Here is a 26512-nt window from a genome sequence, read left to right on the forward strand (position 1 = left end):
TTGGCGCATCGCATTCTCATCGTCGACGACGAGGGCCACATCCGCGAGGTCATCCGCGTCGCCTTGAAGAAGGCCGGCATGGACGTGATCGAGGCGCGCGACGGCAAGGAGGCACTCGCCCGCTTTGCCGCCGGCAGGCCCGATCTGATCGTGCTCGACATCGGCATGCCTGAGTTCGACGGTCTCGACGTCTGCCGCGAGATCCGCAAGACCTCCGACGTGCCGATCCTGTTCCTGTCGGCACGCGACGAGGAGATCGACCGCATCCTCGGCCTCGAGATTGGCGGCGACGATTACGTGACGAAGCCGTTCAGCCCGCGCGAGTTGGTGGCGCGGGTCAACGTCATCCTGCGCCGCCTCAGCCCGCGCAATGGCGAGGCCAAGGCCGGGCCGGGCGCGCTGTCGCAAGGCGGCCTGCTGATCGATCCCGAACAGCATGTCGCGACCTTCGCCGGCACGCCGCTAAAGCTGACCGCGATCGAGTTCGGCATTTTACGCGCGTTCCTGACCCGGCCGACCTCGGTGTTCAACCGCGAGCAGCTGATGCGGGCGGCCTATCAGCTCAACATCCAGGTCTCCGACCGCACCATCGACAGCCACATCCGCAACATCCGCGCCAAGCTCGCGGCGCTGGCCTGCGACAACGTGATCGAGACCATCCACGGCGTCGGCTTCAAGCTCGGCCGCTGCGAGAAAGAGGCATGAGCGCAGCGCCCGACAAATGGCGGCCGTCGCTCACCCTCGTGATCTTCACGGTGCTGGCGACCGTCGGCGTGCTGCCGCTGGTCGGCCTGTTCTTCTTCCGCCTCTACGACAACCAGCTCATCCGCCAGACCCAGGCCGAGCTGATTGCGCAGAGCCGCGTGCTCGCGACGATCTATGCGCAGGAGGTCACAGCGCGGCTCGACAGCGGCCTGACACTCGGCGCCGAGGTGCCGCCCAACGTGCTGCCCGACCCCGGCGACCAGGTCACCCCGATCCGTCCCGCGCTCGACCTCACCGCTAACGATCTCTTGCGGCGGCGGCCGGATGCGCAAGCAGCGCCCCAGCCGGCGCAGCCAGCCTATGTCGAGATCGGCGCAAGACTGACGCCGATCATCCGCGAGACCCAGAAGGTGACGCTGGCGGGCTTTCGCATCCTCGATCCGCAGGGCGTGGTGATCGCCGGGCGCTACGAGGTCGGGCAATCGCTCGCCCATATCGAGGAGGTCGCGGACGCGCTGCACGGGCAGTACCGCGCCACGCTGCGCAACCGCGTCCCGGATCGGCCGCCGCCGCCAATCTATTCGTTCAGCCGCGGCCTCGGCGTGCACGTGTTCTCGGCAATGCCCGTCATCGTCAACAACCGCGTCGCCGGGGTGATCTACACCACGCGGACGCCGAGCAACATCTTTGACCATCTCTACCAGGAGCGGGCCAAGTTCGTGCTGGCGGGGCTCGCCGTCATCCTCGGCACGATCGCGATCGGCCTCGTATTCTCGCGCACCATCACGCTGCCGATGCGCGAGCTGATCGACCGCGCCGCGCGCATCGGCCGCGGCGATCGCGAGGCGTTTCGGCCGCTCCGGCATTACGGCACCCGCGAATTCGCCCAGCTGTCGCACAGTTTTCTCGGCATGGCCGAGCAGCTGGCGCGGCGCTCGGACTATATCGCGACGTTCTCGGCCCACCTCACCCACGAGCTGAAATCGCCGCTGACCTCGATCAAGGGCGCGGCCGAGCTGTTGCAGGATTCGTTTCAAGGAAAGCCGGAAGGCCTGACGCCGGCCGAGCAGAAGACGTTCATCGCCAACATCCTGTCGGACACGCAGCGGCTGGAGGCGATGGCGCAGCGGCTGCGCGAGCTCGCCCGCGCCGAAAGCCTGCCGCAGAACGAACGCACCGAGCTTGCGCCCGTGATCGCCGACCTCAGGAGCCGGTTTCCGGCAAGCTCAATCGAGGCCAGCGGCCGCCTCGATCGGACGATCGGTATGTCCGGCGAGAAGGCGCTGATCGTGCTGTCGCATCTCGCCGACAACGCGATGCGGCACCGGGCGAGGACCATCAGGCTGGAGGCGGTGGACGAGCGGACGACCCTGCTTGTGACGGTCTGCAATGACGGCGAGCCGATTTCGGCGCCGAACCGCGACAGGATCTTTGATGCGTTCTTCACCACCCGCCGCGACCAGGGCGGCACCGGGATGGGGCTGGCGATCGCGCGCGCGGTGATGGCGAGCCATGGCGGCTCGATCAAGCTGAAGCCGACCGACGAGGGCGCGGCCTTCGAGCTCCAGTTTCCGATAGCCTAGATCGCGAACACCCAGGCGGCGACGATGGTGCCGATGGTGACCAGACCGGCGATGGTCCAGCCGGCGGCATATTCCAGCTCGGGATGACCGGTCGCCCGCATGATCTCTGCCGGATCGGCGGTATGCTTCTCTGCCATGACAGCCTCGCACGTTTTTTTCCGTGTCCTATGTAAGTCGCTTCAGCCGCCAATAGGTTCCATCACGGAAATGCGAGGAATGATGCAACTTGGTCTGTTCGCCGAACCGCAAGCCGGTCCTGGCGGGCTTCGCTATACCGATGACTTCGTCGAGGCCGCCGTCGAGCAGGACTTGATCGGCCGCATCGCAGCATTGCCGCTGCAGCGCTTCCAGTTCGGCGCCTTCGAGGGCAACCGCCGGGTGGCGTCGTTCGGCTATCGTTATGATTATTCGCTGCAACGGCTGGCCGAGGCCGAGCCGATCCCGGACTGGGTCCTGCCCGTGGTGCGGCAGGTCGAGGCCTGGGCGGGCCTCGCTGGCGGCAGCGTCCGGCAGGTGCTCTGCACCGAATATGACACCGGCGTCGGCATCGGCTGGCACCGCGACAAGCCGCATTTCAAGGAGATCCTCGGCCTGTCGCTGGGCTCGCCGTGCAAATTCCGCTTCCGCCGCCGCAGCGGCGACAAATGGAAGCGCCACGCGCTCGAAGCCCTGCCGCGCTCGCTCTACATGATGGACGGCGAGGCGCGGTCGCAATGGGAGCACAGCATCCCGCCGGTCGAGGCACGCCGCTATTCCATCACCTTCCGGACGATGAAGCGGGTGTAACGGCCGGTCCAAAACTAAAACTGCGAAAACAACCCCATGCACAGTAGAACGCGCGGCCGGCATGCGGCCGCGGTCGCGCGCCCCAAATGTTTGACACGTCGGACCAAAACAGCCGCACCGCGCAATCGCCGCGCGGTTCGCGGATTTTCCCTTCAATTGCCGGGCAGGGGCAAGATTTCGGGCGGAAGAGAAGCCGCCACTCGACTCTCCGCAAGATTGTAAGTTAGTCTCGATTCTATCGGCCGGTCCATTTTTAGCCGATGTTGCAGCATTTCAGGGCGCGGCACGGCGCCGTCCCGGCCGAAGACATTTTCAAGGGAAGCTCGCGATGCGTTCGCTGTTTGCGCGGCTGCACCGGCGTTACGGGCCCAGGATTTCGGGGGCGGAGCGCCAGCGGCGGGTCAAGGACAAGCTCGCCCTTCAACCCACCCCACCCACGATCCGCTCACCCACCGCGCTCCGCGCGCTGGCGGTGCGACGCCCGAAAGTCGCGATCATCGGCGGCGGCTTCGCCGGCCTGATGGCGGCCTCCGAGCTCGTCGCGCATTGCGAGGTGACGCTGTTCGAGGCCCGCGACCGCTTCGGCGGCCGGGTTCTCAGCAAGAAGAAGCCGAGCGGGATCGTCGAGGCCGGCGGCGAGCTGATCGGCTACAACCATCCGCTCTGGCTGAAATATGCCAAGCGGTTCGAGCTCGGCCTGTCCGTCATCACCTCGGACACCAATTTCGACGCGCTCGAGCTCGACATGCCGGTGTTTCTCGACGGCCACAAGCTCTCCGACGGCCAGATGAAGCTGGTCTATCACGAGATGGACGATGCTTTCGGCAAGCTCAGTCGGTGGGCCGGCAGGGTCAAGCCTGACAAGCCCTGGCGCGCCAAGGGCGCAAGGAAACTCGACGCCAGGACGATTGCGGAGTGGATCGCCAGCCTCGACTGCTCGAAGCTCACCAAGCACGCCATGGAGGAGCAGTTCTCCAACGACGCCGGCCAGCCGACCACCAAGCAGAGCCTTCTTGCTAATCTGGCCGTCGTCGCGGGCGGACGGATGAAGGACCAGATCGACGCCTTCTTCACCCAGACCGAGACTTTGCGCTGCTCGGAAGGCAATCAGGAGCTCGCCATTCGTCTCGCGCAGGACATCAAGGACAACGGCGCCAGCACCCACCTGTCGACGCCGGTGCGCGCCATCCGCATCGACAGTGAAGGCGTGACCCTGGAATTCAGCCCCTCCGGCAACGGAACGGCACGCGCGCCCTTCGCCGCCGACTATGCCGTGCTCGCGATACCCCCGAGCCTGTGGCCGGACTCACCCAACGCCAAGATCACGATCACGCCCCACCTGCCGCACGACTACTACGTCACGATGGGGACGGCGGTGAAATATCTCAGCCCGCTCAAGAAGCGCTTCTGGATCGGCGAGGGCCTCGCCCCGACCGCCATCTCGAACCAGTTCGGTGTCACCTGGGAAGGGACGGACAACCAGATCGCCCCGCCGGAGCAACCGGTCGAGCTCAGCCTGTTTGCCGGCGCCGACGTCGCGGCGGAAGCTCTCAAGCACTACCGGCCCGGTGACCAGACGCAGGTCGACTTGTTCTACGCGCAGCAGATCGGCAGCGTCTACAAGGGCTATGTCGCGCATCTGGCCGATCAGCCGGAGTTCATGGCTTGGCCGCGCGACGAATGGACCGCCGCCGGCTACTCCTGTCCCGCCCCCGGCGAGGTCTGCCTCGCCGGGCCGTTGCTGGCCAAGGGCTTCGAGGACCGCCTGTTCTTTGCCGGTGAGCACACCTGCTTTGCGTATTTCGGTTACATGGAAGGGGCTCTCCAGTCCGGCCAGACGGCGGCGGCTGCGATCATCAAGGCCATCGACAAGCAGCCTGAAGCGCATGGCTCTGCCCGGACTAGCAATTCTGTCATAGGTTCGGGGCGCCTTGCGGCGGCGAAGCCGTGACCGGAGAGGAAGCGACGCGAATGACATTCACGACAAGGGCCCGATCCAGGATTTGGGCCCGCATCGTCGCCGCGCTCGCTTTTGCCGGCGCGCTCAACGCCACCGGAGCCTCGGGGGCAACGCCTGCGAAAGTCTCGGGCTCGACGGCGCTGGCGCTCGCGGGCGTGATCGCGCCGCTGTCGCCGGACCTGACCGGCGCCGAGAGGAAGGCGGTGGCGATGCTGTTCGCCGCCAATGCCGAGATTCCCTACAAGAAGCCGATCGTGGTGACTGTGGACAGAATCGTCTGCCGCACCGGCAATGTCGACATCACGTTACGCAATTGCGAGCTGACCTTCGGCAAGAAGAGCAGGACCGTGAACGGCTCGACGGCCAATGAAATTTTCGCGACAGAAGCGCTCGCCGGCATTCCGCCCGATGGTGCGGCGGGATCGAACTTCGAGAGCCTGAGCAAGCTGAGCTGCACGATCGACCCCAATGCCATCCGCCGCAAGGACGGGAGCGGAGCCGACTGCACCTTCCAGCCGGGGAATTGAACCGCGCATGGGCAAGAACATGGGCAAGAAACCGGGTGCCGTGAAATCGCCTCAAGACCAACTAACTAATAAGGCGAATTGAAAAGACGGGCCAAACGCGCGAACCCATATCGGGCACGCAGGGCCGGCACCAACATACCAACATGAAGAATTATCTCGCTTTCTTTCTCATCCTGGGCATGACGGCAGCCTCGGCACACGGCCCATTGCCGGCGCGGCTCACGGGGCCGTCCAATCTCGTCCGGGTGGGCCTCACCGACAACGACACGACCGCCGGTGGCACCGCGCGGCTGTGCGAGCAGATCTCCTTCTCGCGCGGGCTGCGCTACGGCGACAGCGAGGCCAATGTGCTCGACGTCGCCACCAGCAGCGAGACCAAGGCGGATACGCCCCGGCCCGTGCTGCTGTTCGTGGGGGGCGACACCTTTACCGGCGATCGCGGCGCGCCGGACCTGTCCCGCGAGGTCCAGGACCAGGCGATGTGCTTTGCCGCGCGCAACGGCATGATCGGCGTGCGCGTCAACTATCGCTTTGCGCCTGCGGCGACCTGGCCGATGGGTGCAACCGACGTCGCGGCGGCGCTATCCTGGGTCCACGGCAATATCGACCTGTTCAATGGCGATGCCCGCGAGATCGTCGCGGTCGGCTACGGCGCCGGCGCCTTCCATGTCGCCACCTTGCTGGCGCATCCCGAGTTCCAGACCGACCGCGCCGATGTCGCCGCCGTCGTGCTGGTGTCCGGGATCTACCGCGCGGGCAAGGACGCGAGCGACAGCGAGAAGGCCTATCTCGGCACTGACCCCACCCAATATGACAAGCGGTCGGTCTTCCCCGGCATCCTCAACGTCGATGCGCCGATCGTGCTGGCCTGGGCCGCGAACGATCCCGCGAGCCTCGTGGCGCAGGGCGAGACCTTGAAGAAGACGCTGTGCGGCGCCGGCCACTGCCCGCGCAGCACGCTGCTGCGCAGCCGCGACGGCATCGCCGCCGCCTTCGGCCTCGACGGCTCCGGCGACAGCCTCGCCGAACCGACGCTGCTGCTGGTGCATCAGCTCGAGGCGCGGGAGCTGCCGTAGCGGCGCGTTGCGGGCGGCGCGACGACTTTCACCTTTTGCTGGGCCACCCCTCTCCCCCGCCCTCCCCCGCAAGGGGGAGGGAGCGCAGCGGAGCACGTGGCCACGCTGTGCCCTCATCGCCGACGCGCTAATGAATGGAGTCACTCGCCAAACGAAAGATGCGTTCCCTCCCCCCCTTGCGGGGGAGGGTTAGGGAGAGGGGTGCCACACGGCACGCTCTGTCGATTGATGGCCCGTCAACACGGCTGTCGTTTCGTTCGCGATGCGTCGCCTTGAAGCGGGCGATCAAGCCACAGCTTTGACAAACGCTTGACGTAGATCAAGCGGACTTGGTGCGGATTGAGCCGACCTCTTGGAGGGGCCAATATCAAGGTATCGAGCATGCGCGTCATCGGCAGGATGCTGTTCGTTTCGATGATCGCTATCGCGTCGCTTGGCGCGATGTCCCAGCAACACGCCGAACAACCCGCGAGCGGCGATGAAATCCGCATCGGCAACGTGATGCCGTATTCGGGACCGCTCTCGGAATTCGGCGCCATCGGCCAGGCGGAGGCCGCCTATTTCGACATGGTCAACGCGCGCGGCGGCATCAACGGCCGCAAGATCCGCTTCATCACGCGCGACGACAATTCCGATCCGGCCACCGCGCTGGAGCTGACGCGCAATCTGGTCGAGAAGGACGACGTACACCTGATGTTCGGCTCGTTCGGCACGCCCGGCAATATCGCCACGCGCTGGTACCTGAACGAGAAGAGAATCCCGCAGCTGTTCGTCGCATCCGGCGACGAGGAGCTGAGCCAGGCCAAGGCGTTTCCCTGGACCATGGGCTGGCAGCCGTCGTTCCGGTCGGAGGGGCGCATCTATGCCAACTACATCCAGGCCTATTACCCCAAGAAGAAGATCGTGGTGCTCTGGCAGAACGACCAGTTCGGACGCATGCTCTACAGGGGCATCCAGGAAGGTCTTGGCGACCTGAACCGCCTTGTCCTCGTCGACATCGCCTTCGACATTGCCGATGAGCATCTCGAAGGGCATGTCTCGATCCTCAAGCGCGCGGGCGCGGACATCTTCGTCTTTCTCGGCGTGCCGTCGACGGCGTCCAAGGTGATCAAGCTGGCGGCGTCACTCAAATGGCGCCCGGTCATCATCGTCAACGACGCCTCCGCCTCGATCGCCAACGCGATGGCGCCCGCGGGCCTGGAGAATTCGTCCGGCGTGATCTCGGCGGCCTTCCTGAAGGATCCGAGCGACCCCGCATGGAAGAACGACCCCGCCATGAAGGACTGGTTCGCCTTCATGGACAAGTACCATCACGTCGAAAGCACCAACAACAGCGCCGCGGTCTACGGCTACGGCGCAGCCGAGGCGCTGACACAGGTGCTGAAGCAATGCGGCGACGACCTGTCGCGCGAGAACATCATGCGTCAGGCGGCTTCGCTGAGGGATCAGCAGCCCTCCGTTGCGTTGCCCAACATCAGGATGAGCACCTCGCCCAACAGCTATCTGCCGATCAAGCAGATGCGGCTTGTCCAGTTCGACGGCCGTTCCTGGCAGCCTTTTGGCGATGTGATCGAGACCGCGTTCACGGAGGGCGCGGCGCGGTGAGTCTCGCGTCGACGCTGGTTGGTGCAGCGCGGCGTTCAGGCACGCACCTTTTGCTGGGCCACCCCTCTCCCCCGCCCTCCCCCGCATCCGCCTTCGCCAAGGCTGCGGCGGACAAGAGGGGGGAGGGAGAGCACCTGTCGCGTTGTGAGAGGTCGGCCCTTACCCTCCCCTGGAGGGGTCCGGGACGAGCGTAGCTCGCCCGTGGGTCGGCTCATGTTGAGCGAAGCGAGACATGAGGCGGGGTGGGGTGACGGTCTCTCCGCATCGAACACTGCCCGTGTTGAGAGATCACCCCACCCCGCTCGCGCTGCGCGCGATCGACCCTCCCCCTCCAGGGGAGGGTAAGAGCACCTTCACGCCGGCTTCAGCGAAGCCAGCGCGTTTTCCAGCAGCGAGCGGACGCGTGCTGCATCGCCTGACTTCACCATGGCGGGGTCGAGATACAGCTCGAGGCCGGGCGCGCGCTCGGTGATGACACCGCTCTTCTCCGCCGCAGCGTCGTTGAGCGCGTCGACCGAATAGGGAATGATTTCGCGGCTGATGCCCTTCATCGTGATCGCGGGCAGCGCGTGCGCGCGGACGATGTCGCTGACCAGCGCGAAGGTCTCGTAGCTCAGCACGATTCCGCCGGGCTCGGCGATCGATTGCAGACGCGCGGCGAGGTTCGCTTCGGCACCGATGATGGTGTAGTCCATGCGGTCGCTGCTGCCGAAATTGCCGACATTGCAATAGCCGGAATTGATACCCATGCGCGAGCGGAACGGCTGCTCGATGCCGGAGGCGCGCCACTTCGCATTGAGTTCGGCAAGACGCTGCTGCATGCGCCAGGCCATCTGGAGGCAGGCCTCAGCGTCCGCACGGTCGCCCCTGGTCTCGGGGTCGCCGAAGAAGATCAGCATGGCATCGCCGATGAATTTGTCGATGGTGCCGCCATATTCATGGGCGATCGCCGACATCTCGGTGAAGTATTCGTTGAGGAGCTGGGTCAACAATTCCGGCTGCAGCCGCTCGGCGGTCGCCGTGAAATTCTGGATATCGGAGAAGAAGATCGTGAGCTTCTTGCGCTCGGTGTGGATGGTGACGTCCTTCTGGCCGCTGAAGATGCTCTTGTAGACTTGCGGCGGGATGTAGCGCGAGATCTTCATCGACAACGAAGCCAGAAAGTCGTTGGCGGATTCGAGCTCCTTGTTCATGCCCTTGATACGGCCGGCCTGGCGGCGCTGGAGCGAGAGGAACGACAGGCCGCAGCCGGCGGCGATCAGGAAATAGGCCAGCAGGAACTTGAACGAGAAGATGTTGGCGGCGATCGGCTGCGCGATGATCACCTCCTGGATGCCTCTGATGTCACCGACCTTCCAGTCCTTCTTCGGGCTCTCGGGGTGGCTGTTGTGGCAGCTGACGCAGGCCGGGCCCATCGTGACGGGCGCGACCAGGCGGACCTTGTCGGAGAACAGCGAGGTCTCGGTCTCGACGATCTTCTGCTCGGGGTCCTTGCGAAGCGCGTCGAGCGCGTCCTTCTCGAACTTGTCGAGCTGGTGCGCGGCGCGGTTCTGGAACGGGAAATCCGAGACGAAGCGGTAGGCGATGTTCTCCTGCTGCGCGCCGATCACCCGTCCGAGCTCCAGCGACAGCGTCGCCGGGATCGGGATCGCACCGGGGACGGATTCGTAATTGTGCACGACCCTGGTGGTGCCGTTTGGGTTAGCCAGGATGCGGCCGACCACGTTGGACGCATAGTAGCTGCGCACGCTCGTGATCACCGAGTTGAGGTCGGCGGCCTGCCGGCGCAGCGCGGTCTTGCTGAGGTCGGTCAGGTCCAGCCACACCGCGACCGGCAAAGCGAGCAGGAGCAAGGCGATCACGGCCCCCGTGAGGATGCCGCTCTTGCGCTGTTCTTCGGAGATCTCTTGTTTCACCCTGTGGCTCCGTCGTGTGCGATCTTGACGCAAATCCCGGGAATTCGCGGCAAGAGCTTGCGGCGGCACAGAGCCCGCAAATGCGAGGCCGCGCAACCCCATTTCATGGTGGGTCGCAGCAAATGGCTTTTCGTTTCATGGCGAATGTTTAAGATCGGCATGAACCTGCATTCACTCCGCCGGGAGATCCTCCATATGACCGAGACCATCCGCATCAGGCGCTTCAATGCGCGCCCCGTGATCGTGCCGATGAATTTGCCGCTCAAGACCTCGACCGGCGCGGTCGCAAAGGCGCCGCTGGTGCTGATTGACTGCGAGACCGACCAGGGCGCGGTGGGGCATGCCTATCTGTTCTCGATCACGCCGTCGGCCTTGAAGCCGCTGACGGCGATGGTCACGGAAATGTCGGAGCTCGTCGCCGGCGACGAGCTGCTGCCGTTCGAGATCGAGCGCAAGCTGACCCAGCGCTTCACCCTGCTCGGCCTCGCCGGCCTGCAGCGGCTGGCGCAATCCGGCATCGACATGGCGGCATGGGATGCGCTGGCGCGCAGCAAAGGCTTGCCGCTGGCGCGCCTGCTCGGCGGCGCGCCGAAGCCGGTCAGGGCCTACAATTCGAAGGGACTCGGCATCATGCCGGCGGGCGCCGCGGTGGACGAAGCCCACAAGCTGCTGGCCGAAGGTTTTCACGCGGCAAAGATCCGCGTCGGCCGGCCCGATGCGCGGGAGGATCTCGCCGTGGTGCGCGCGGTGCGCAAGGCCGTCGGCGATCAGGTCACGCTGATGTGCGACTACAACCAGGCCCTGACGGTGACCGAGGCCATCCGCCGCGGCGAGATGCTCGACGACGAGGGGCTGACCTGGATCGAGGAGCCGATCCGCCACGACGATTACGCTGGTAACGCGCGCATTGCGGATGCGCTCCGCACGCCGGTCCAGATCGGCGAGAATTTTGACAGCGCCTTCTCGATGCAGGCGGCGCTGTCCGCTGAGGCCTGCGACTACGTGATGCCCGACGTGCAGCGCATCGGCGGCGTCACCGGGTGGCTCCGCGCCGCCTCGCTCGCACATGCCGCCGGCATCGAGATGTCGACGCACCTGTTCTCGGAGGTCAGCGCGCACCTGCTCTGCGTGACGCCGACCGCGCACTGGCTGGAATATGTCGACTGGGCCGACGCGGTGCTGGCGACACGGCTGACGATCAAGGACGGCTTTGCCCTGCCGGGCGAGGAGCCCGGCAACGGGATCGCGTGGGACGAGGCAGCGGTGAAGAAGTATCTCGTCTGATAAGACCGCCTCTTACGACCGAACAGCGGCAATCATACTCAGCTCGACGGGAGCGCCCCGCGGCAACTCGGCGACGCCGACAGACGTGCGCGTGTGACGACCGCGATCGCCCAAGCGCTCGATCAGCCGGTCGGAGGCCCCATTCATGACTTGCGACTGCTGGGTAAATCCGGGCGCTGAAGCAATGTATCCAACGAGCTGCAGGACCTGGACGATCCTGTCCTCTCCGCCTGTTGCGTGGTTGATGGCCGAAATGCAGAGATCGGCGCAAAGAGCAGCGGCCTCCTGCGCGGCCGCGATATCGACATTTGCGCCGACCTTGCCCGCATACAGCAGGTCCTCACCGCGACGCGGCAGCTGACCACTGACATACGCAATTCCACCATGGATGATCACCGGCAAATAGTTGCCGCCGGGCTTGTTCACGCTGTTCATCTCGAAAACTGCCTTCTCGTCACGTCCGGCGAAGCGACACGTTTCGCCGAACCCCGCAAATTGTATCTCACCAGGCTCGTCGCCGTCATGGATGACCGGACAATGGCAGGCGGAGGTTCACGGATCAAGGCTGCGAAGCATTTGCATGCCGAAGGCAGTGCGGATCAAGCCCGACAAGGCCTCGCCACCGCGCATTGCGCAGCGCCGGCGGGCACGATAACGATGCCCCCATGTCCACGTGGCGGCCCCACCCTCACATCCGCGTCGTCGCGCTCGGCCTGCACTGGCGGGGCGGGCGGCTGCTGGCGGCCGAGGTGCGCGACGATGCGGCGCGGATCAAGGGCGTTCGCCCGCTCGGCGGCGAGATCGAGTTCGGCGAGAGCTGGCGGACTGCGCTGGTGCGCGAATTCAACGAAGAGCTCGGCGTGGACATCACCATCACGGGCGAGCCGCTGGTGATGGAGAACATTTTTTTGCACGAGGGATCGACCGGGCATGAGGTGATGTTCATCGCCGAGGTCGCGCTTCCAGACGGCGCGTTCAGCGGCCAGGACCGCATCGACTTCCGCGAGGATAACGGCGAAGAGATCGTCGCACGCTGGTTCGATCTTGCGGAGCTCGACGTCGAGGGCGGGCCGAGCCTTTATCCGAACGGGTTGAAGGATGTACTGCTCCGACGGAAGCGCCAGTCCGCCTGACGGGCGCCTGGCTACCAAACCTCCGCGCCGGGGATTTTCTTGCGCACCACCATGCGCTGGATCCAGATGCAGCGACGGACGGATCTGTTGGAGCGGCCGACGGCGGATATCCCCTCGCCGGCCTGAAGCAGCGGCGCGATGTTCGCGCGCAGCGCCCGGCAGCGCTGGAGCTCGGCCTGCAAGTCGATCACCGCCGCATCCGCGCATGACGCCATCAGCGCCAGCACAGCCATTGCAAGACAGGTCGCCCGCATCGTTCGCATTCCTTTCACTGTGATCCCCCCGCGTCGCGCCGGTAGCGGAAGTCGCAATGGCTCGCGCGCCTTGCATGATGGTCTGCGCCCGCGTCAGCTTGACGTCGGGGCCGGACCCTTCCGCAGTCGCGAAGTCGGAAGTGCAGACAAAGGAGAAAAGCCGAGCTCCGGCTCGCCCAGCTGTGGCGGCCCCAACAAGGCTGAGCCAACGCAGACGTGATTCAGCGGTTACCGCGGGTCGCCAGATCCTGAAGAGCCGACGGCGCAGTCAGTGATATTATCCCCATCATACCAAATGCTGCGCGGGCTTCCCTAAGAACCAGCCAACGTCAAGGAGAACTCGAGTGCCGTTGTGGAAAGTCTATCACCCCGTCGGGGCCTACTCGGCTCATGACAAGAAGGAATTCGCAGAGAAGGTCACCGCAATGTATGCGAGGATTCCCATCCCGAAATTCTACGCCGTGATGATCTTCGAGGAAGTCGCCGCAGGTTCGGTCTATGTCGGCGGAGCTTCGCACGAGAAATTCGTCCGCTTCAAGATCGACCACATGGCGAGGACGATGCCCGGCCCGTCATCAGGGAATGGTGGGTGAAAGCAGTCGACAAGTTGATCGCGCCCTACGTCAAGGACCGGGGATACGACTGGGAGGTCACCATCGACGAGCTACCGGCCGACCTTTGGTCGATTCAGGGGCAAATTCCGCCGCCATTCGAATCCCACGCCGAAACAAGATGGGTCAAGGAGAACCGGCCGAGTTCGTATGACCTCCAGGAAAAGCTGCCGGTCGGAGCCCTGTTCAAGCCGGGCGTGTCCGCCGGCTGAGGCGACGCCCGCAGGACTGTCGATCGACGCAAGACGCCGCTCCGCAGGGCGGACCGAGCCTCTATCCGACAGGACTGAAGGACCTGCTGCTCCGGCAGAAGAGCCAGTCCACCTGACGGGCGCCTGCTACCACGCCTCCGCGCCGGGGATTTTCTTGCGCACCGCCATGCGCTGGATCCAGATGCAGCGACGGACGGATCTGTTGGAGCGGCCGACGGCGGATATTCCCTCGCCGGCCTGAAGCAGCGGCGCCACGTTCTGCCGCAGCACGCGGCAGCGCTGGAGCTCGGCCTGCCAATCGATGATCGCCGCATCGGCGCGTGATGCCATCAGCGCCAGCGCAGCCATGGCAAGGCAGCTTGCCCGCATCATTTGCATTCCCTTCACCGTGATCCCCCCGCATCGCGCCGGTAGCGAAAATCGCAATGGCTGGCGCCCTGCATGATCGTCTGCGTGCGCGTGAGCCTGACGTCGGGACCAAACCCTTCCGCGGTCGCGAAATCGGCGGTGCAGACCAGGAGGAAGCCGAGCTCCGGTTCGCCCAGCGCCTTGTAGAACTCGGCATAGGCGCATCGCGTCACGTCGAACGCGAAGGTGTCCGCCGTCTGCTCGACGACGTCATAGGCGAGCGCGTCGTCGCGGGCATAGGTCTTGAACGCCGACGATACAGCGTTGCCGAGATCGGTCTCGTTCTTCGTTTTCCAGAACTCCTCACCGAAGCCGCGATAGAGATCGCCGAGCGCCTTGCGCACCAGCGCGTTGGCGCGCGCCTCGCCGAGCTCGGCCTGCAATGCCTTGACCAGCGGCACCAGCACCTGCGCCTGGATCTTTGCTTGCTCGATGACGGAAACGCTCATGGGCAGCCTCGCTCGTCTCTCGTTGCTGCGACTCTTTGGCCCTGTGACCTGGCACACATTTGCGACCATCTTAAGGTTGTATGATAGCCCAGCATAACCGAAGCCGGCCAGGCGCCCGACCTCCATTTTGATGATCTCATTTTCGAGCACGGAGAAGGAAGCAATGCTTCACTCAGTTCGCAGGGCTCGGCTATTTCCCGACCGCATATTTGCCCGAACCACAAGTTGAAAATCACGATCGATTCACGCAGATCCGTTCAGTATCCGGCCCGGCCAACAACGTAGGGCCGATCAATGTTCGTAGTCGGCACGCGCGCATGAGCGCGCGTGAACGATGTTGTCATGCCCGGCATCGGGCGGATCACGAGACGCGATCGGGATCACGAGGCGCAATAGCGCAGGACTCACCTGCCCGGACAGCCGGCCCGGGGAAATGCCGGCATCGACAGTTGCAGCACCGCGAGGGATCACCATGGACGAGCCCAAACCACTCACCAGTGCATTCACCAAGACCGCGAATTTCTCCATCCACGAGGTCGACGAGGTGTTCAGGGACGCCGCGCAGCCCGCCGCGGGGGCCGCCGCGCGAGCTGCGCGTCCGCCGGTCACCTTGCCGCCCATCCTCGGTCCGCTGTCGGCCTTCACGGGCACCTTCACAGGACAGGGATTCAATACGATCTTCCGGCCCGACAGCAAGATCACGCCGACGCCGATGCCGGGGCCGATCAGCACCACCGACCCCGACGACAACGTGCTGGAGCTGAATCTCACCGACGAGACGATGTCGTTCTCGAACAATCTTGGCTCGATCCCCAATCGCGGCTCGCTGCAGCAGGCAGATGCATTCCTCAACGGCGTGCCGTATCTCCAGACCATCAACGACATCACCACGGGAACGCCCGTGGGCATTCACTTCGAACCCGGCATCTGGCTGGCGGTGCCCGCCACCACCAATCCGCACGAGCCGTTCACCGTCGCGCGCATGGCGTCGATCCCGCACGGCACGACGATCACTGCGCAAGGCACCGCGCTGCCTCCGGTCGCCGGTAAGCCAACCATCGCGGCCATCGACATCACACCGTTCATCGGCGGCAATCCGGGCAACAAGATCACATTCCAGAACCAGACCGCGACCAACAAGACGACTCGCAGGCTACCTCAGGATCTGACCGCACTGATGGCTTCCGGCAAGCTCACCCAGGCGATGATCACCGACCCGAACACGGTGCTGCGCGATCAGATCGCGCATCAGACCATCACGCAGACCATCGTCATCGAGACCTCGACGAAGCCCGGCACACCGCTGTCCGGCGGCCCCTTGCCGGCCATCCCCTCGCCCGGCCCGCATCCGCAGGCGCCGAGCTTTGCCGGCGGCGCCGCGAACATCGCGTTCCTTCAGGGCTTGCCCGTTCCGACACCGGGCGGCAATGGCTCGAACGCCAACGCCTTCCAGATGGACGCAGTGTTCTGGATCGAGACGGTGGTTTACGACATCGACGTGCCGGCCCTGCCGCCCGGAACGCCGCCGGTGATCCTGCAACCGCGCCAGAGGAGCAACGTGCCGCTGGTTCCGAGCTTCGTCGCCGCGATCCCGTTCGTGCCCAACAAGGGATTCAAGGGCGGCCACGTCAGGGTGGCGACGACGCAGATCCAGTATTCACAGAAGGTCATGCTGGATTTCGCCGGGCTGACCTGGCCGCACGTCTCGGTCGCATCGCTGGTGCCGGCCGCACCCGTGCCGATCCCGGATCATCTGTTGCCGCTGACGTGAGGCGGATGGCGGTGTGACGACGATGCGCCACGTCCGCGGTATCGGACGTGGCCTGAACCAACGCATCCGTGATGCGACGGTGACCGCCGCTCGCGCGATCCTGAAAAGCCGGCGGCACGATCAATGGTATGATCATTGTCATCCAAAAGAGAGATGATCATGCCCCCTTCCAAGATGTCTCGCGGCTCCATCAGGCTACGACGATTTGCACGGCGCGGTCATGTTGCGGCAATTGCTGCAGCGCTGTTTCTCGCGGCGACCGCCTGGTCAGCCGGGCCGGCGCTGGCCGCGGCAGATGATGCCGAGGCGCGAACCATCTTCGAAAAATTCATTGCCGCGCAGAATGCGCACAACGCGGACGATGTGAAGGCCATGCTGTGGAATTCGCCCGGCACGCTGTTGTTTGCGAGAGGCATCGAAACCAGAGGCCGTGATGCGGTCGCGGACCGCTTCAAGGGCTACTACGAGGGCACCTGGCACCTCGAACCCGATATGTCGAAATTCCACGTCGCCGTGATCTCGAACGAGGTGATGCAGGTCCTCGTTCCCATCGTCTTCACGCGCGGCCTTCCCGGCAAGCCGGCCCAACAGAATACGTTTCTGATCAGCCAGACCTACGTGCGGGATGCGAACGGCTGGTCCGTCGCCTCGGTCCTGCCGGTCGCGAACACGGAACTGAAATAGCCGCGATCCAGAATCGTAGCCCGGATGGAGCGCACCGTAATCCGGGACAGCGTCGGAGAGGATACACCCCGGACTGCGCTTCGCTCCATCCGGGCTACACGCAGGCTTCGCAATCGCGGATTGTTTGGGCTTGCCTGGCCGAAGCTCGCCGCGGGCAGCCCGCCTGCGCCCTTTGGGCTTCGGCGTGGCATCCTTCTCTCGCTATCGCGAGCGAAGGATGGTGGGCGCGACAGGGATCGAACCTGTGACCCCTACCATGTCAAGGTAGTGCTCTCCCGCTGAGCTACGCGCCCTAGATGTCTCTAGATCGGGTCGGGTCCCTATAACGGCTCAGGGGAGCCGGTGCAAGGACCGAAGGGGGCCGATTTAGGCCGCCAGCATCTTGTTCACTTCGCTGACCAATTCGCGCAGATGCACGGGCTTGGACAGCACCTTGGCGTTCTTGGGGGCGTCCGAATCCGAGTTCAGGGCGACCGCGGCGAAGCCGGTGATGAACATGATCTTGATGTCGGGGTCGAGTTCCGAGGCCCGGCGGGCGAGCTCGATGCCGTCCATCTCCGGCATCACGATGTCGGTCAGCAGCATCTCGAACGGCTCTTCCCGGAGCCGCTGATAGGCGGCCATGCCGTTGTCATGGGACGAGACCTGAAAACCAGCGTTTTCCAGCGCCTTGACCAGGAAACGGCGCATGTCGTTGTCGTCTTCGGCGAGCAGGATTTTGGGCATGGCAGGAAACGTCAAATCCCCAGAGGATATCAGCAGAGGTTACTAAGCCCGACAGAGGGTAAATTTGGGGTGAAAATCTTTACCCTGGGCTGGCTGCGCTGCCGGTCCCTTGTGAACCCGAATGCGGCACGAATCAATCGAGCCGCGCTGGCGCATCCCCGCTTCCCTGCCCACACGGTTAAGACATGTTCCAGCGCCGATCACATCTTTTCGCTTGGCAGAATGGTTGCGATTCCAGACAATGACGACACATAAGAGCCGCTCCACCGGCCGAATCAATTCGATCCGAGACCCGGATCCCGCGGCGCGAAGGGACGAAGCCTGAGAAGATGACCCGGTTTGACGGCGACGTGTCGCCCGCCTTCGAGATCGTGGAGCCCGCGCAATGGCGCGCGCCTGTCATCTTCAACTCGCCCCATTCCGGCTCGACCTATCCGGACGAATTCCTCAGCGCCTCCAGGATCGACCTGACGACGCTGCGGCGGTCCGAAGATTCCTTCATGGACGAGCTGATCGGCCATTTGAGCGAGCGCGGCTTTCCGACCGTGCGGGTCAACTTTCCCCGCTCCTATGTCGACGTCAATCGCGAGCCTTATGAGCTCGATCCCCGCATGTTCACCGGACGGCTGCCGAGCTTTGCCAATACCCGCTCGATGCGGGTCGCCGGCGGGTTAGGCACCATCCCGCGCGTGGTCGGCGACGGCCAGGAGATCTATCGCGAACGCATCCTGGTCGACGATGCGCTGGCGCGGATCGAGACGCTCTACAAGCCCTATCATCGCGCGCTGCGCCGGCTGATCAACAAGGTGCACCAGATGTTCGGCACCGTGGTGCTGGTCGACTGCCACTCGATGCCCTCGGTCGGCGTCAGCAGGGACGAGCCGCGGCGGCCCGACATCGTGATCGGCGACCGCTACGGCACGAGCTGCACGCCGCTGCTTCCGGACAGGGTCGAGGAGACCATGGGCGGGCTCGGCTATTCGATCGGCCGCAACAAGCCCTATGCCGGCGGATTCATTACCGAGCATTACGGCAACCCCGCGAGCGGGCTGCACGCGGTGCAGCTCGAGCTCAACCGCGCGATCTACATGGACGAGCGGCGGCGCGAGCGCAGTCCGCGCTTTGCGCAAGTGGCAAGCGACTTCGGCGTGCTCGCCGACGTGCTGGCGACGACGATCCCGTTCGGCGATCTCGGCCCGTTCCAGGCCGCGGCGGAATAATAGCGAGCCGTCGCCGCGCGATCGCGCCGCCGATCAAACATCAGATCAAGCTGCCAGCGTATCGTGCGCCGAATCTTCGCTTCGCGTTTTCGCGCGCTCGAAGTGAAGATCGAGGCTCAAAGAAAAAAGGGCCGCTTCTGATGAAGAAGCGGCCCAAGTCTAGGGAGGAAACGCCCAAGGAGGGCAGCGGTAACGCAGAGCGCTACCGCACCGCAACAATATGCGGCCGCGACGCACAAAGTGCAAGGGCTTTTGAGCCGTTTCCCATGCAATATGCACATGGCTCAATTGCTTATAGCGAAACCCAGATTCAGCTTCTTTGATAAGGAAATTCAATGGGTTGATAACCGTTTGCATACGAACAAGGCATACTCGGAACTAAGTTTTCAACTCTATGATCGATATTTGGCCAGCATATGACTGGGATGGGGCAGCCGGTTGCGGCATCCAAAATACCAGGGAGCAAACCAACTCAGCGCTGCACGCGAGAAGCGAATTGAGCTAGGCAGGAGCGAGCTTCACCCGACTTTCGTTTTGAGGATGCGCCGTGACGGTGATCGACTTCTCAGCCTTCATCGGACGGCTCGCCACCGCCTCCGGCGAAACCATCCTGCCGTTCTTCCGCACCTCGCTGTCGATCGACGACAAGAGCAAGACCAAGGATTTCGACCCCGTTACGGAGGCCGACCGCGCCGCGGAGGCGGTGATGCGCCGGCTGATCAAGGCGAGCTTCCCCCAGCACGGCATCGTCGGCGAGGAATTCGGCAACGAGCGCGAGGACGCCGATTATGTCTGGGTGCTCGACCCCATCGACGGCACGAAATCCTTCATCGGCGGCTTTCCGATCTGGGGCACGCTGATCGCGCTGCTGCACAAGGGCGCGCCGGTGTACGGCATGATGCACCAGCCCTTCATCGGCGAGCGCTTCTCCGGCGACAACGGCTCGGCCACCTATAAAGGCCCGTCCGGCGAGCGCCGGCTCCAGGTCCGTCGCTGCGCCTCGCTGTCGGAAGCAACGAGCTACACCACCAGCCCGCTGCTGATGAACGAACGCGACCGCGCCATCTTCAGCCGCATCGAACAGGGCGCGCGGCTGTCGCGCTATGGCGGCGACTGCTACTCCTATTGCATGCTGGCGGCCGGTCACGTCGATCTCGTGGTCGAGACCGAGCTGAAGCCTTACGACATCGCCGCCCTGATCCCGATCGTGACCGGCGCCGGCGGCGTCGTCACCACCTGGGAAGGCAAGCCGGCCCAGGGCGGCGGCCGCATCATCGCGGCCGGCGATGCAAGAGTTCACGAAGAAGCACTGAAACTGCTCAACGGATAAGCGCCCCAAGGAGCGTGCATGAAAAGAGCCTGCATGAACAACTGGCCTAAGCTCCTCCTTGCATTCCTGCTCCTGTTTCCCGCCCTCGCCTCCGCGCAGAATTTCCCCGCAAAACCGATCAAGCTGATCGTGCCGTTCCCGGCCGGCGGGCCCAACGACATCATTGCCCGCGTGATCGGCCAGCGCATGTCGGAGCTGTCAGGGCAGCCGGTGCTGATCGACAACCGCGGCGGCCAGGGCGGCGTGCTCGGCACCGACGCGGTCTCCAAGGCCGCGCCCGACGGCTACACCATCGCCATCTCCTCAGCCGGCGCGCTCGCGATCAGCCCGAGCATGGAGCGGGTCGCCTACGACACCGCGAGCGACCTCACGCCGGTGACGCTGGTTGCGACCGTGCCGGAAATGCTGGTGGTTGCCACCAACGTGCCCGCAAAGGACATCGGCGAGCTGATCGCGCTCGCCAAGGCGCAGCCCGGAAAGCTCAATTTCGCCTCCTCCGGCCCCGGCAGCCTGCCGCACCTCGCCGGCGAATTGTTCAAGCTGACGGCCAAGATCGACATCGTCCACGTGCCCTATCGTGGCGCTGCTCCCGCGGTGAACGATCTCCTGGGCCAGCAGGTGCAGATGACCTTCCTGGATCTTCCGGTGCTGCTGCCGCAGGTCAAGGCGGGCGCGTTGAAGCCGATCGCGGTCGGCTCGGCCGAGCGCTCCGCGACCGCGCCCGACGTGCCGACCACCGCGGAAGCGGGCTTTGCCGATCTTCGTATCGAGAACTGGTACGGCATGGTGGCGCCGAAGGGCACGCCGAAGGAGATCGTCACCGCTCTGCATGGCCTGGCGACGAAGGCCATGGCGGATCCGGCCGTAAAGGAAAAGCTCGCCGCCCAAGGCGCGACCCTGATTGGCGACGAGCCGGAGCATTTTCGCAGCTTCATCGCGGACGAGACCGCGAAGTGGGCGAAGGTGATCAAGGATGCCGGAGTCGAGACGGCGAAGTAGCGCGCGGTAGGCGAACGGCCTCACAACGCGACAGGTGCGTTCCCTCCCCCCTTGCGGGGGAGGGCCAGGGAGAGGGGTCCACACGGGGACTCCATCGATCTCTCTTCTTCGCGACAGAGACACCTTTTTCTGGGTACCCCTCTCCCCCTCCCTCCCCCGCAAGGGGGGAGGGAGCGCAGTTGTGCGCACCGCCGCAACGTAGGCTCACATCAAAAAGCCGCCCTCACGCCGCCTCTGCCCTTAAATGCTCCACCAGCATCTTGGCCGGCCTTGGCAGCGCCTTGAAGCTGCGGGCGCAGATCACGAGCTTGCGGTTGGCGAAGGCATCACGCAGGCGGACCATGGCCAGCGGCATCAGCTTGGCGCAGCGGCGGGCGGCGGATATCGGCACCAGGGCGATGCCGACGTCAGCGGCGACCATCTGACAGATCGCGTCGAAATCGCGCAGACGCGCACGGTAATGCGGACGCATGCCGAGCCGGGCGGCGTGCTTCGAAATGTGCATCTGGAGTGCAGTGGCGCTGGTGAGCCCGACGAATTCGCAATCCCGCGTCTCCTGAAAATCGATCTGGCGACGGCCCGCGAACGGGCCGCGCCGCGACGTCACCAATGTCAGGTGGTCCTCGCTGAAGACGAAACGCTCGATATGATCAGGCAGCGCGTGCTCGGCGGCAAAGCCGAGATCGGCGGCACCGGCGGTGATTGCTGCCGCGATATCGGTGCTCTCGCGCTCCTCGATGTCGATGGCGACGTCGCGATGCTCGCGCAGGAAACCCGCCAGCGCCTTCGGCAGATGCTCCGACAGCCCCGAGGTGTTGACGAGAAAATGCACACTCGCGCGCACGCCGCTGGCAAAGCCGGCGAGATCGCCGCGCAGGGCGTCGACCTGGTGCATCACGACCCGTGCATGATCGAGCAGGCTCTCGCCCGCCGCAGTCAGCTCGACACCGCGCCGCCCACGCTTGAGCAGCGCGACGCCGAGCGCGTCCTCGAGCCCTTTGATGCGCGCGCTGGCAGAGGCCAAGGCGAGATTCGATCGCTCGGCGCCGCGCGTGATGCTGCGCTGGTCGGCAACCGCGATGAAGAGCTGGAGGTCGACGAGGTCGAAGCGCATGGTCGGATTCTCCTCAGCCTCCGCCAGGAACGAAGGCTGTCTCCGTAACCTTCAGATTGTGCCCGCGCGCGGCTTCGGTCAATGTGCAAGATATGATTGACCCGCTCCTCATCCTCATCGCCGCCGTCTTCCTGATCGCCGGATTCGTCAAGGGCGTGGTCGGGCTCGGCCTGCCGACCGTGTCCATGGGCCTGCTCGCGGTGAACATGGCGCCGAGCCGCGCGATCGCCATCGTGATCGTGCCCGCCATCGTCACCAATATCTGGCAGACCTTCGCCGGCCCCTATCTGCGCGACATCCTGAGGCGGCTGTGGCCGCTGATGATCGGCACCGTGATCGGATGCTGGCTCAATGCCGGCGCGCTGACCGGCCCGCATGCCCGTTACGGCACGATCGTGCTCGGAATCCTGCTCGTGATCTACGCGATCATCGGGCTCAGCAAATTCAAGTTCCACGTCGCGCCGCAGAACGAGAAATGGGTCGGCGGCGTGGTCGGCGTGATCACCGGCGTGATCTCGGCCTCGACAGGCGTGCAGGTGATCCCCTCGATGCCGTTCATGCAGGCGATCGGCATGGAGAAGGACGAACTGGTGCAGGCGCTCGGCGTGTTCTTCACGACCGCGACGCTGGCGCTCGCCTTCAATCTCACCGCCGGCGGCTTGCTGACGCCGGCGAACGCCGTGCCGGGCGCCGTGGGCATGGCCATGGCCTTTGCCGGCATGTTCGTCGGCCAGTCGGTGCGGGCGCGGATGCCGGCGGAAGCGTTTCGCCGCTGGTTCCTGATCGCGATGATCCTGCTCGGCATTTATCTCGCCGGCAGCGCGCTGCTGAAGGAGTTCGCCTGAGGCCTACGATTTGGGCTCGTAGCCCGGCACCCATTTTTCGTGCTGGGGCAGATCGTCCTGGATCGTCCACCACGGTGCGCGCGACGAGGTGAAGACGTGGAGGCGGGGCCTGACATCGGGATCGTCATCGAGCAGGCCGGCGGGAATGCTGACGGTCGGCAGATAACTCGCCTTGCCCGGCGTCAGGCAGCCGCAGGTCTTGCAGCGATGGCGGAAGCTCCCCGGCGCGGATTCGTAAGCCACCGTCATGTCCTCGCCGGCAACAAAGCGAAACTTGTCGGCATCGACATGGGCGTAGGTGGCGAAGGCGGCACCGGTCAGCTTGCGGCAATTGGCGCAATGACAATGCGTGAGCGCACGCACCTGATCGATCTCGAAACGCACGGCGCCGCATAGGCAGCTTCCACGAACCATCGAAACCTCCCCGCGCGGCCTCTATCGGGCCGACTGCATGCCGGACCAGTCATCCGTTCGAATGAGTTATCGCGTCTCCAGCATGGCGACGCGGATGCCGAGATAGATGAAGAGGCCGCCGAGCGCGCGGTTCACCCAGGCGATCGCGCCCTCAGACTTGCGCAGCCGGTGGGCCGCCCTTGCCGCGAACGCCGCCAGCACCAGGCACCACAACGTTCCCGTAAAGATGAAGATCAGGCCGAGCGTCAGGAAGGCGAGCGGCTTGTGCGGGGAATCGGCTGCGACGAATTGCGGCAGGAAGGCCAGGAAGAACAGCGCGACCTTGGGATTGAGCGCGTTGGTGAAGACGCCCTGGAGGAAGACCCGCCGCAGCGGGCTCCGCTCCGGCTCGTCGATGGCTGCGGCCAGCGCCGGGCGCGACCACAGCATCTGAAGTCCCGTCACGACGAGATAGGCCGCACCGACCAGCTTCAGGATCGAGAAGGCGGTCGATGAGGCCATCAGCAGCGCCGAAAGGCCGATTGCCGCGCCCGCGACGTGGAAAAAGCAGCCAAAACTGATGCCGAGCGCGGCCGCGGCGCCGCCCCGCCAGCCCATCTGCATGCTGCGGCCGATCACGTAGACCGAGTCCGGGCCAGGCGTGATGTTGAGCAATATGCCCGACAGGATGAAGAGCCAGATCTCGTGAATGCCCAGCATGTGAGGTGCCCCCGTCAGCCTTGAAAGGCGGGCTTATTCGGTTCGGCCGCCGCCGTCCACCGCCAGGATTGCGGAGAATTTACCTCAAATTTGCAATGCGGATCATGCTTTCGCCCGGCCTTATCTGCTCTATAAAGGCAGGGTTCTTGGAAATGCGGGATTCGAGGCGACTGCCACGCGGGGGCCGGTCATCGATCCCTTGGAGCTCCGGATTATGGAAAGACGTCTGGCCGCCATCGTCTGCGCCGATGTCGCCGGCTATTCGCGCATGATGGGCAGCGACGAGGCCGGCACCCATGCCGCCTTCAAGGCCCATCGCAGCGCGATCCATCCCATCATCCTCAACCATGGCGGCCGCGTCGTCAAAAACACCGGCGACGGCTTCCTGTTGGAGTTCCCGAGCATCGTCGGCGCTGTCGAGGCCGCGATCGCGATGCAGACGCTGATGGCGGAGCGCAACCATCACCTGCCGGCCGAGCGCGCCATGCAGTTTCGCCTCGGCATCCACATGGGCGACGTCATCGCCGACGAGGACGAGGTATTCGGTGACGACGTCAACATTGCCGTCCGCCTCGAAGCGGTGGCGAGCCCCGGCGGCTTCGCCATCTCGGCCAAGGCCTACCGGGAGGCGAGCAAGCACCTGACCGCGCTGCTGGTCGATGCCGGCAACCATCGCTTCAAGAACATCAAGGACCCGATCGGGGTCTGGACCTGGATGCCCGAGGGTGCGCCGGCGCTCGCGCCCGAGCTCCGGGAGGCGTCGGTGCTGTCGCAGCAGTACCGCACAGCGATCGTCGGCGTGCTGCCCTTCGCCAATCTCAGCGACGCCCAGGACGAATATTTCTCCGACGGCCTCACCGAGGATCTGATCCACGCGCTGTCGCTGCAATCCTTCTATCGCGTGCTGAGCCGCAACTCGACCTTCGCGTTCAAGGGCAAGAACACCAGCACCCGCCTGATCGCGCGCGAGATCGATGCCACCTATCTGATCCAGGGCTCGGTGCGGCGCGCCGGAGCCAAGATCCGCGTCACCGCCGAGCTGGTCGCGCCGGAGACCGGCGAGCAGCTCTGGACCGGCCGCTACGACCGCGACATCGGCGAACTGTTCGCGATGCAGGACGAGATCACCACCAATCTGTCCGCCGCCATCGCCACCGAGATCGTCCGTGCCGAGGCCTCGGCGCCGGCGCGGCTCTCCACCGACGTGACCGCCTGGGACCGCTTCCTCAAGGGGCTGTCGCACTACTACCGGCAGACCAAGGAGGACCTGGCCACCGCCGTCGACCTGTTCCGCGAAGCCATCAGCCTCGACCCCAAACTGTCGATCGCGCACGCCTATCTCGCCACGATCCAGATCCAGAGCATCCAGTTCGGGTGGGTCAAGGGCACGCGCGAGATGTGGGCCGAGGCGATGGCCCTCGCCGAGACCAGCGTCCGGCTCGACCCGCGCTCCTCCTTCGCCTTCTCGATCCTGTCCTGGGCGCATGCCATGGAGGCGCATTACGAGGCCGCGATGGACGCCGCCAAGCGCGCGGTCGCGCTCAACCCCTACGACAACGGCGCACGCGGCGTGCTCGGCATCTGCCATTTCGTCATCGGCGAGCACCGCGAGGCGATCGAGCTGTTTTCGATGGCCGCGCAGCGCGACAACAGCGACCCGCGCTACCAATGGGCCGCGCTGAACGCCTTCAGCCATTATCTGCTGGGGCAATACGACGCGACCCTGTCCTGGGCGCGCGAGCAGCTCTACATCAACCCGAACCACATGCAGGCGCTGGCGATCCGTGCCGCGGCGCTGGCACAGTTGGGTCGGGACGATGAGGCTGGCGAGGCCGTCGGCGTGCTGATGCGCAACTACCCGACGCTGAATGTCGATCGTCACTTGCGCAATTTCCACTGGAAGCGGCCCGAGGACCTTGCCCATTACCGCGAGGGGCTTCTGAACGCGGGCGTGCCGCTCAGCAAGCTGACCCTGGTGCAAAGCGACGTCAAACGCGCGGCCGAGTCCTGACAGGCGGGCCTTCTCGGTCTCGACCCAGCCCCTTCGCAAAACGCGGGCCGGCTTTTATTGACAGGACCGTGAATTCAGCCACACTTCTTTACACGCTGAAGTAGTATAAGCTGCTGTCGGTTTGTTAGGACTTTCCGCGCTCTATCGGCGCGTCTTCATTTCACGATTCGCTGTTTTCAGGATTTTGGGC

28 protein-coding genes and 1 tRNA gene are annotated in these 26512 nt (G+C 64.7%); 18 read left to right on the plus strand and 11 right to left on the minus strand.

Annotated features, from left to right (window positions below):
* Together AB7245_RS40750 and AB7245_RS40755 are read left to right on the plus strand one after the other, a co-directional pair.
* A complete protein-coding gene (locus AB7245_RS40750; RefSeq protein WP_085403426.1) occupies positions 1-705 on the plus strand; it encodes a response regulator in 705 nt (234 codons plus the stop codon).
* Positions 702-2288: an ATP-binding protein gene (locus AB7245_RS40755; protein ID WP_085403427.1), complete on the plus strand. Its 1587-nt coding sequence runs from the start codon at positions 702-704 to the stop codon at positions 2286-2288. Before AB7245_RS40750 ends, AB7245_RS40755 begins: the two co-directional genes overlap by 4 nt.
* Here the strand turns inward: AB7245_RS40755 and AB7245_RS40760 are convergent.
* The gene (locus AB7245_RS40760; protein ID WP_007597071.1) at positions 2285-2425 is read right to left on the minus strand and encodes a hypothetical protein; all 141 of its coding nucleotides are present in this window, start codon (positions 2423-2425) and stop codon (positions 2285-2287) included. The two genes, AB7245_RS40755 and AB7245_RS40760, sit on opposite strands and share 4 nt — an antisense overlap.
* A gap of 79 nt (positions 2426-2504) precedes the next feature.
* Between AB7245_RS40760 and AB7245_RS40765 the strand changes: the two genes are divergently transcribed.
* The 5 genes from AB7245_RS40765 to AB7245_RS40785 all read left to right on the plus strand — a co-directional run bounded on the left by AB7245_RS40765 (position 2505) and on the right by AB7245_RS40785 (position 8242).
* Complete coding sequence (locus tag AB7245_RS40765; protein WP_085403428.1) at positions 2505-3074, plus strand: alpha-ketoglutarate-dependent dioxygenase AlkB; 570 nt, start codon at positions 2505-2507, stop codon at positions 3072-3074.
* Positions 3075-3402: 328 nt separating this feature from the next.
* Positions 3403-5025 carry a flavin monoamine oxidase family protein gene (locus AB7245_RS40770; RefSeq protein ID WP_135214797.1) on the plus strand — a complete coding sequence of 541 codons (1623 nt, stop codon included), beginning with the start codon at positions 3403-3405 and terminating at the stop codon, positions 5023-5025.
* Between the two features lie 20 nt (positions 5026-5045).
* Positions 5046-5561 (plus strand): hypothetical protein, encoded by a 516-nt coding sequence (locus AB7245_RS40775; RefSeq protein ID WP_094184312.1) that lies wholly within the window; start codon positions 5046-5048, stop codon positions 5559-5561.
* Between the two features lie 143 nt (positions 5562-5704).
* Positions 5705-6637: an alpha/beta hydrolase gene (locus AB7245_RS40780; RefSeq protein WP_085403430.1), complete on the plus strand. Its 933-nt coding sequence runs from the start codon at positions 5705-5707 to the stop codon at positions 6635-6637.
* A 381-nt stretch (positions 6638-7018) separates the two neighbouring features.
* Positions 7019-8242, plus strand: a complete 1224-nt coding sequence (locus AB7245_RS40785) for an ABC transporter substrate-binding protein (RefSeq protein WP_135214796.1) — start codon at positions 7019-7021, stop codon at positions 8240-8242.
* Positions 8243-8595: 353 nt separating this feature from the next.
* Here AB7245_RS40785 and AB7245_RS40790 read toward each other — a convergent pair whose 3' ends face one another.
* Positions 8596-10158, minus strand: a complete 1563-nt coding sequence (locus AB7245_RS40790; protein ID WP_085398767.1) for an adenylate/guanylate cyclase domain-containing protein — start codon at positions 10156-10158, stop codon at positions 8596-8598.
* A gap of 195 nt (positions 10159-10353) precedes the next feature.
* On the opposite strand from AB7245_RS40790, the gene AB7245_RS40795 reads away from it, so the two are divergent.
* Positions 10354-11442, plus strand: coding sequence for an enolase C-terminal domain-like protein (locus tag AB7245_RS40795; protein WP_085398771.1), 1089 nt, complete (start codon positions 10354-10356; stop codon positions 11440-11442).
* Positions 11443-11454: 12 nt separating this feature from the next.
* Here the strand turns inward: AB7245_RS40795 and AB7245_RS40800 are convergent, their stop codons facing one another.
* Positions 11455-11877 carry a RidA family protein gene (locus AB7245_RS40800; protein ID WP_063985690.1) on the minus strand — a complete coding sequence of 141 codons (423 nt, stop codon included), beginning with the start codon at positions 11875-11877 and terminating at the stop codon, positions 11455-11457.
* A gap of 230 nt (positions 11878-12107) precedes the next feature.
* On the opposite strand from AB7245_RS40800, the gene AB7245_RS40805 reads away from it, so the two are divergent.
* Positions 12108-12575: an NUDIX hydrolase gene (locus AB7245_RS40805; RefSeq protein ID WP_085398766.1), complete on the plus strand. Its 468-nt coding sequence runs from the start codon at positions 12108-12110 to the stop codon at positions 12573-12575.
* Positions 12576-12586: 11 nt separating this feature from the next.
* Here the strand turns inward: AB7245_RS40805 and AB7245_RS40810 are convergent, their stop codons facing one another.
* Positions 12587-12829, minus strand: coding sequence for a hypothetical protein (locus AB7245_RS40810; RefSeq protein WP_085398765.1), 243 nt, complete (start codon positions 12827-12829; stop codon positions 12587-12589).
* A gap of 344 nt (positions 12830-13173) precedes the next feature.
* Between AB7245_RS40810 and AB7245_RS40815 the strand changes: the two genes are divergently transcribed.
* On the plus strand, positions 13174-13422 hold the full coding sequence (locus AB7245_RS40815; RefSeq protein ID WP_439035594.1) for a tautomerase family protein: 249 nt from the start codon (positions 13174-13176) through the stop codon (positions 13420-13422).
* The gene (locus tag AB7245_RS40820) at positions 13419-13652 is read left to right on the plus strand and encodes a tautomerase family protein (RefSeq protein WP_439035595.1); all 234 of its coding nucleotides are present in this window, start codon (positions 13419-13421) and stop codon (positions 13650-13652) included. Before AB7245_RS40815 ends, AB7245_RS40820 begins: the two co-directional genes overlap by 4 nt.
* Before the next feature lie 126 nt (positions 13653-13778).
* On the opposite strand, the gene AB7245_RS40825 is transcribed toward AB7245_RS40820, so the two are convergent.
* Together AB7245_RS40825 and AB7245_RS40830 are read right to left on the minus strand one after the other, a co-directional pair.
* Positions 13779-14024 carry a hypothetical protein gene (locus AB7245_RS40825; RefSeq protein WP_085398770.1) on the minus strand — a complete coding sequence of 82 codons (246 nt, stop codon included), beginning with the start codon at positions 14022-14024 and terminating at the stop codon, positions 13779-13781.
* Between the two features lie 11 nt (positions 14025-14035).
* The gene (locus tag AB7245_RS40830) at positions 14036-14509 is read right to left on the minus strand and encodes an L-2-amino-thiazoline-4-carboxylic acid hydrolase (RefSeq protein ID WP_085398769.1); all 474 of its coding nucleotides are present in this window, start codon (positions 14507-14509) and stop codon (positions 14036-14038) included.
* Between the two features lie 472 nt (positions 14510-14981).
* Here AB7245_RS40830 and AB7245_RS40835 point away from each other — a divergent pair, with 472 nt between their 5' ends.
* Positions 14982-16280 (plus strand): heme-binding protein, encoded by a 1299-nt coding sequence (locus AB7245_RS40835; protein ID WP_085398762.1) that lies wholly within the window; start codon positions 14982-14984, stop codon positions 16278-16280.
* 159 nt (positions 16281-16439) lie between these two features.
* Positions 16440-16964, plus strand: a complete 525-nt coding sequence (locus AB7245_RS40840) for a DUF4440 domain-containing protein (protein ID WP_085398768.1) — start codon at positions 16440-16442, stop codon at positions 16962-16964.
* Between the two features lie 218 nt (positions 16965-17182).
* On the opposite strand, the gene AB7245_RS40845 is transcribed toward AB7245_RS40840, so the two are convergent.
* Together AB7245_RS40845 and cpdR are read right to left on the minus strand one after the other, a co-directional pair.
* Positions 17183-17257, minus strand: a tRNA-Val gene (locus AB7245_RS40845).
* 73 nt (positions 17258-17330) lie between these two features.
* Positions 17331-17690 carry a cell cycle two-component system response regulator CpdR gene (cpdR, locus tag AB7245_RS40850; RefSeq protein WP_007597092.1) on the minus strand — a complete coding sequence of 120 codons (360 nt, stop codon included), beginning with the start codon at positions 17688-17690 and terminating at the stop codon, positions 17331-17333.
* A 329-nt stretch (positions 17691-18019) separates the two neighbouring features.
* Between cpdR and AB7245_RS40855 the strand changes: the two genes are divergently transcribed.
* From AB7245_RS40855 to AB7245_RS40865, 3 genes are all read left to right on the plus strand, one after another.
* Complete coding sequence (locus AB7245_RS40855) at positions 18020-18910, plus strand: N-formylglutamate amidohydrolase (protein WP_014491809.1); 891 nt, start codon at positions 18020-18022, stop codon at positions 18908-18910.
* A gap of 547 nt (positions 18911-19457) precedes the next feature.
* Positions 19458-20240 (plus strand): histidinol-phosphatase, encoded by a 783-nt coding sequence (gene hisN, locus AB7245_RS40860; RefSeq protein ID WP_014491808.1) that lies wholly within the window; start codon positions 19458-19460, stop codon positions 20238-20240.
* A 33-nt stretch (positions 20241-20273) separates the two neighbouring features.
* Entirely contained in the window at positions 20274-21239 is a 966-nt protein-coding gene (locus tag AB7245_RS40865; protein ID WP_085398761.1) for a Bug family tripartite tricarboxylate transporter substrate binding protein, read from the plus strand.
* A 223-nt stretch (positions 21240-21462) separates the two neighbouring features.
* On the opposite strand, the gene AB7245_RS40870 is transcribed toward AB7245_RS40865, so the two are convergent.
* Positions 21463-22353: a LysR substrate-binding domain-containing protein gene (locus tag AB7245_RS40870; protein WP_135214795.1), complete on the minus strand. Its 891-nt coding sequence runs from the start codon at positions 22351-22353 to the stop codon at positions 21463-21465.
* A 92-nt stretch (positions 22354-22445) separates the two neighbouring features.
* Between AB7245_RS40870 and AB7245_RS40875 the strand changes: the two genes are divergently transcribed.
* Positions 22446-23198, plus strand: a complete 753-nt coding sequence (locus AB7245_RS40875; protein WP_085398759.1) for a sulfite exporter TauE/SafE family protein — start codon at positions 22446-22448, stop codon at positions 23196-23198.
* Between the two features lie 3 nt (positions 23199-23201).
* Here the strand turns inward: AB7245_RS40875 and AB7245_RS40880 are convergent, their stop codons facing one another.
* Positions 23202-23612 carry a GFA family protein gene (locus AB7245_RS40880; protein ID WP_014491803.1) on the minus strand — a complete coding sequence of 137 codons (411 nt, stop codon included), beginning with the start codon at positions 23610-23612 and terminating at the stop codon, positions 23202-23204.
* Positions 23613-23678: 66 nt separating this feature from the next.
* Positions 23679-24311 (minus strand): LysE family translocator, encoded by a 633-nt coding sequence (locus AB7245_RS40885; RefSeq protein ID WP_071909427.1) that lies wholly within the window; start codon positions 24309-24311, stop codon positions 23679-23681.
* 214 nt (positions 24312-24525) lie between these two features.
* Between AB7245_RS40885 and AB7245_RS40890 the strand changes: the two genes are divergently transcribed.
* Entirely contained in the window at positions 24526-26322 is a 1797-nt protein-coding gene (locus tag AB7245_RS40890; protein ID WP_063985696.1) for an adenylate/guanylate cyclase domain-containing protein, read from the plus strand.
* Positions 26323-26512 lie beyond the last annotated feature (190 nt).

Source organism: Bradyrhizobium sp. 604_D8_N2_3 (assembly GCF_051810765.1).
Lineage (GTDB): Bacteria > Pseudomonadota > Alphaproteobacteria > Rhizobiales > Xanthobacteraceae > Bradyrhizobium > Bradyrhizobium barranii.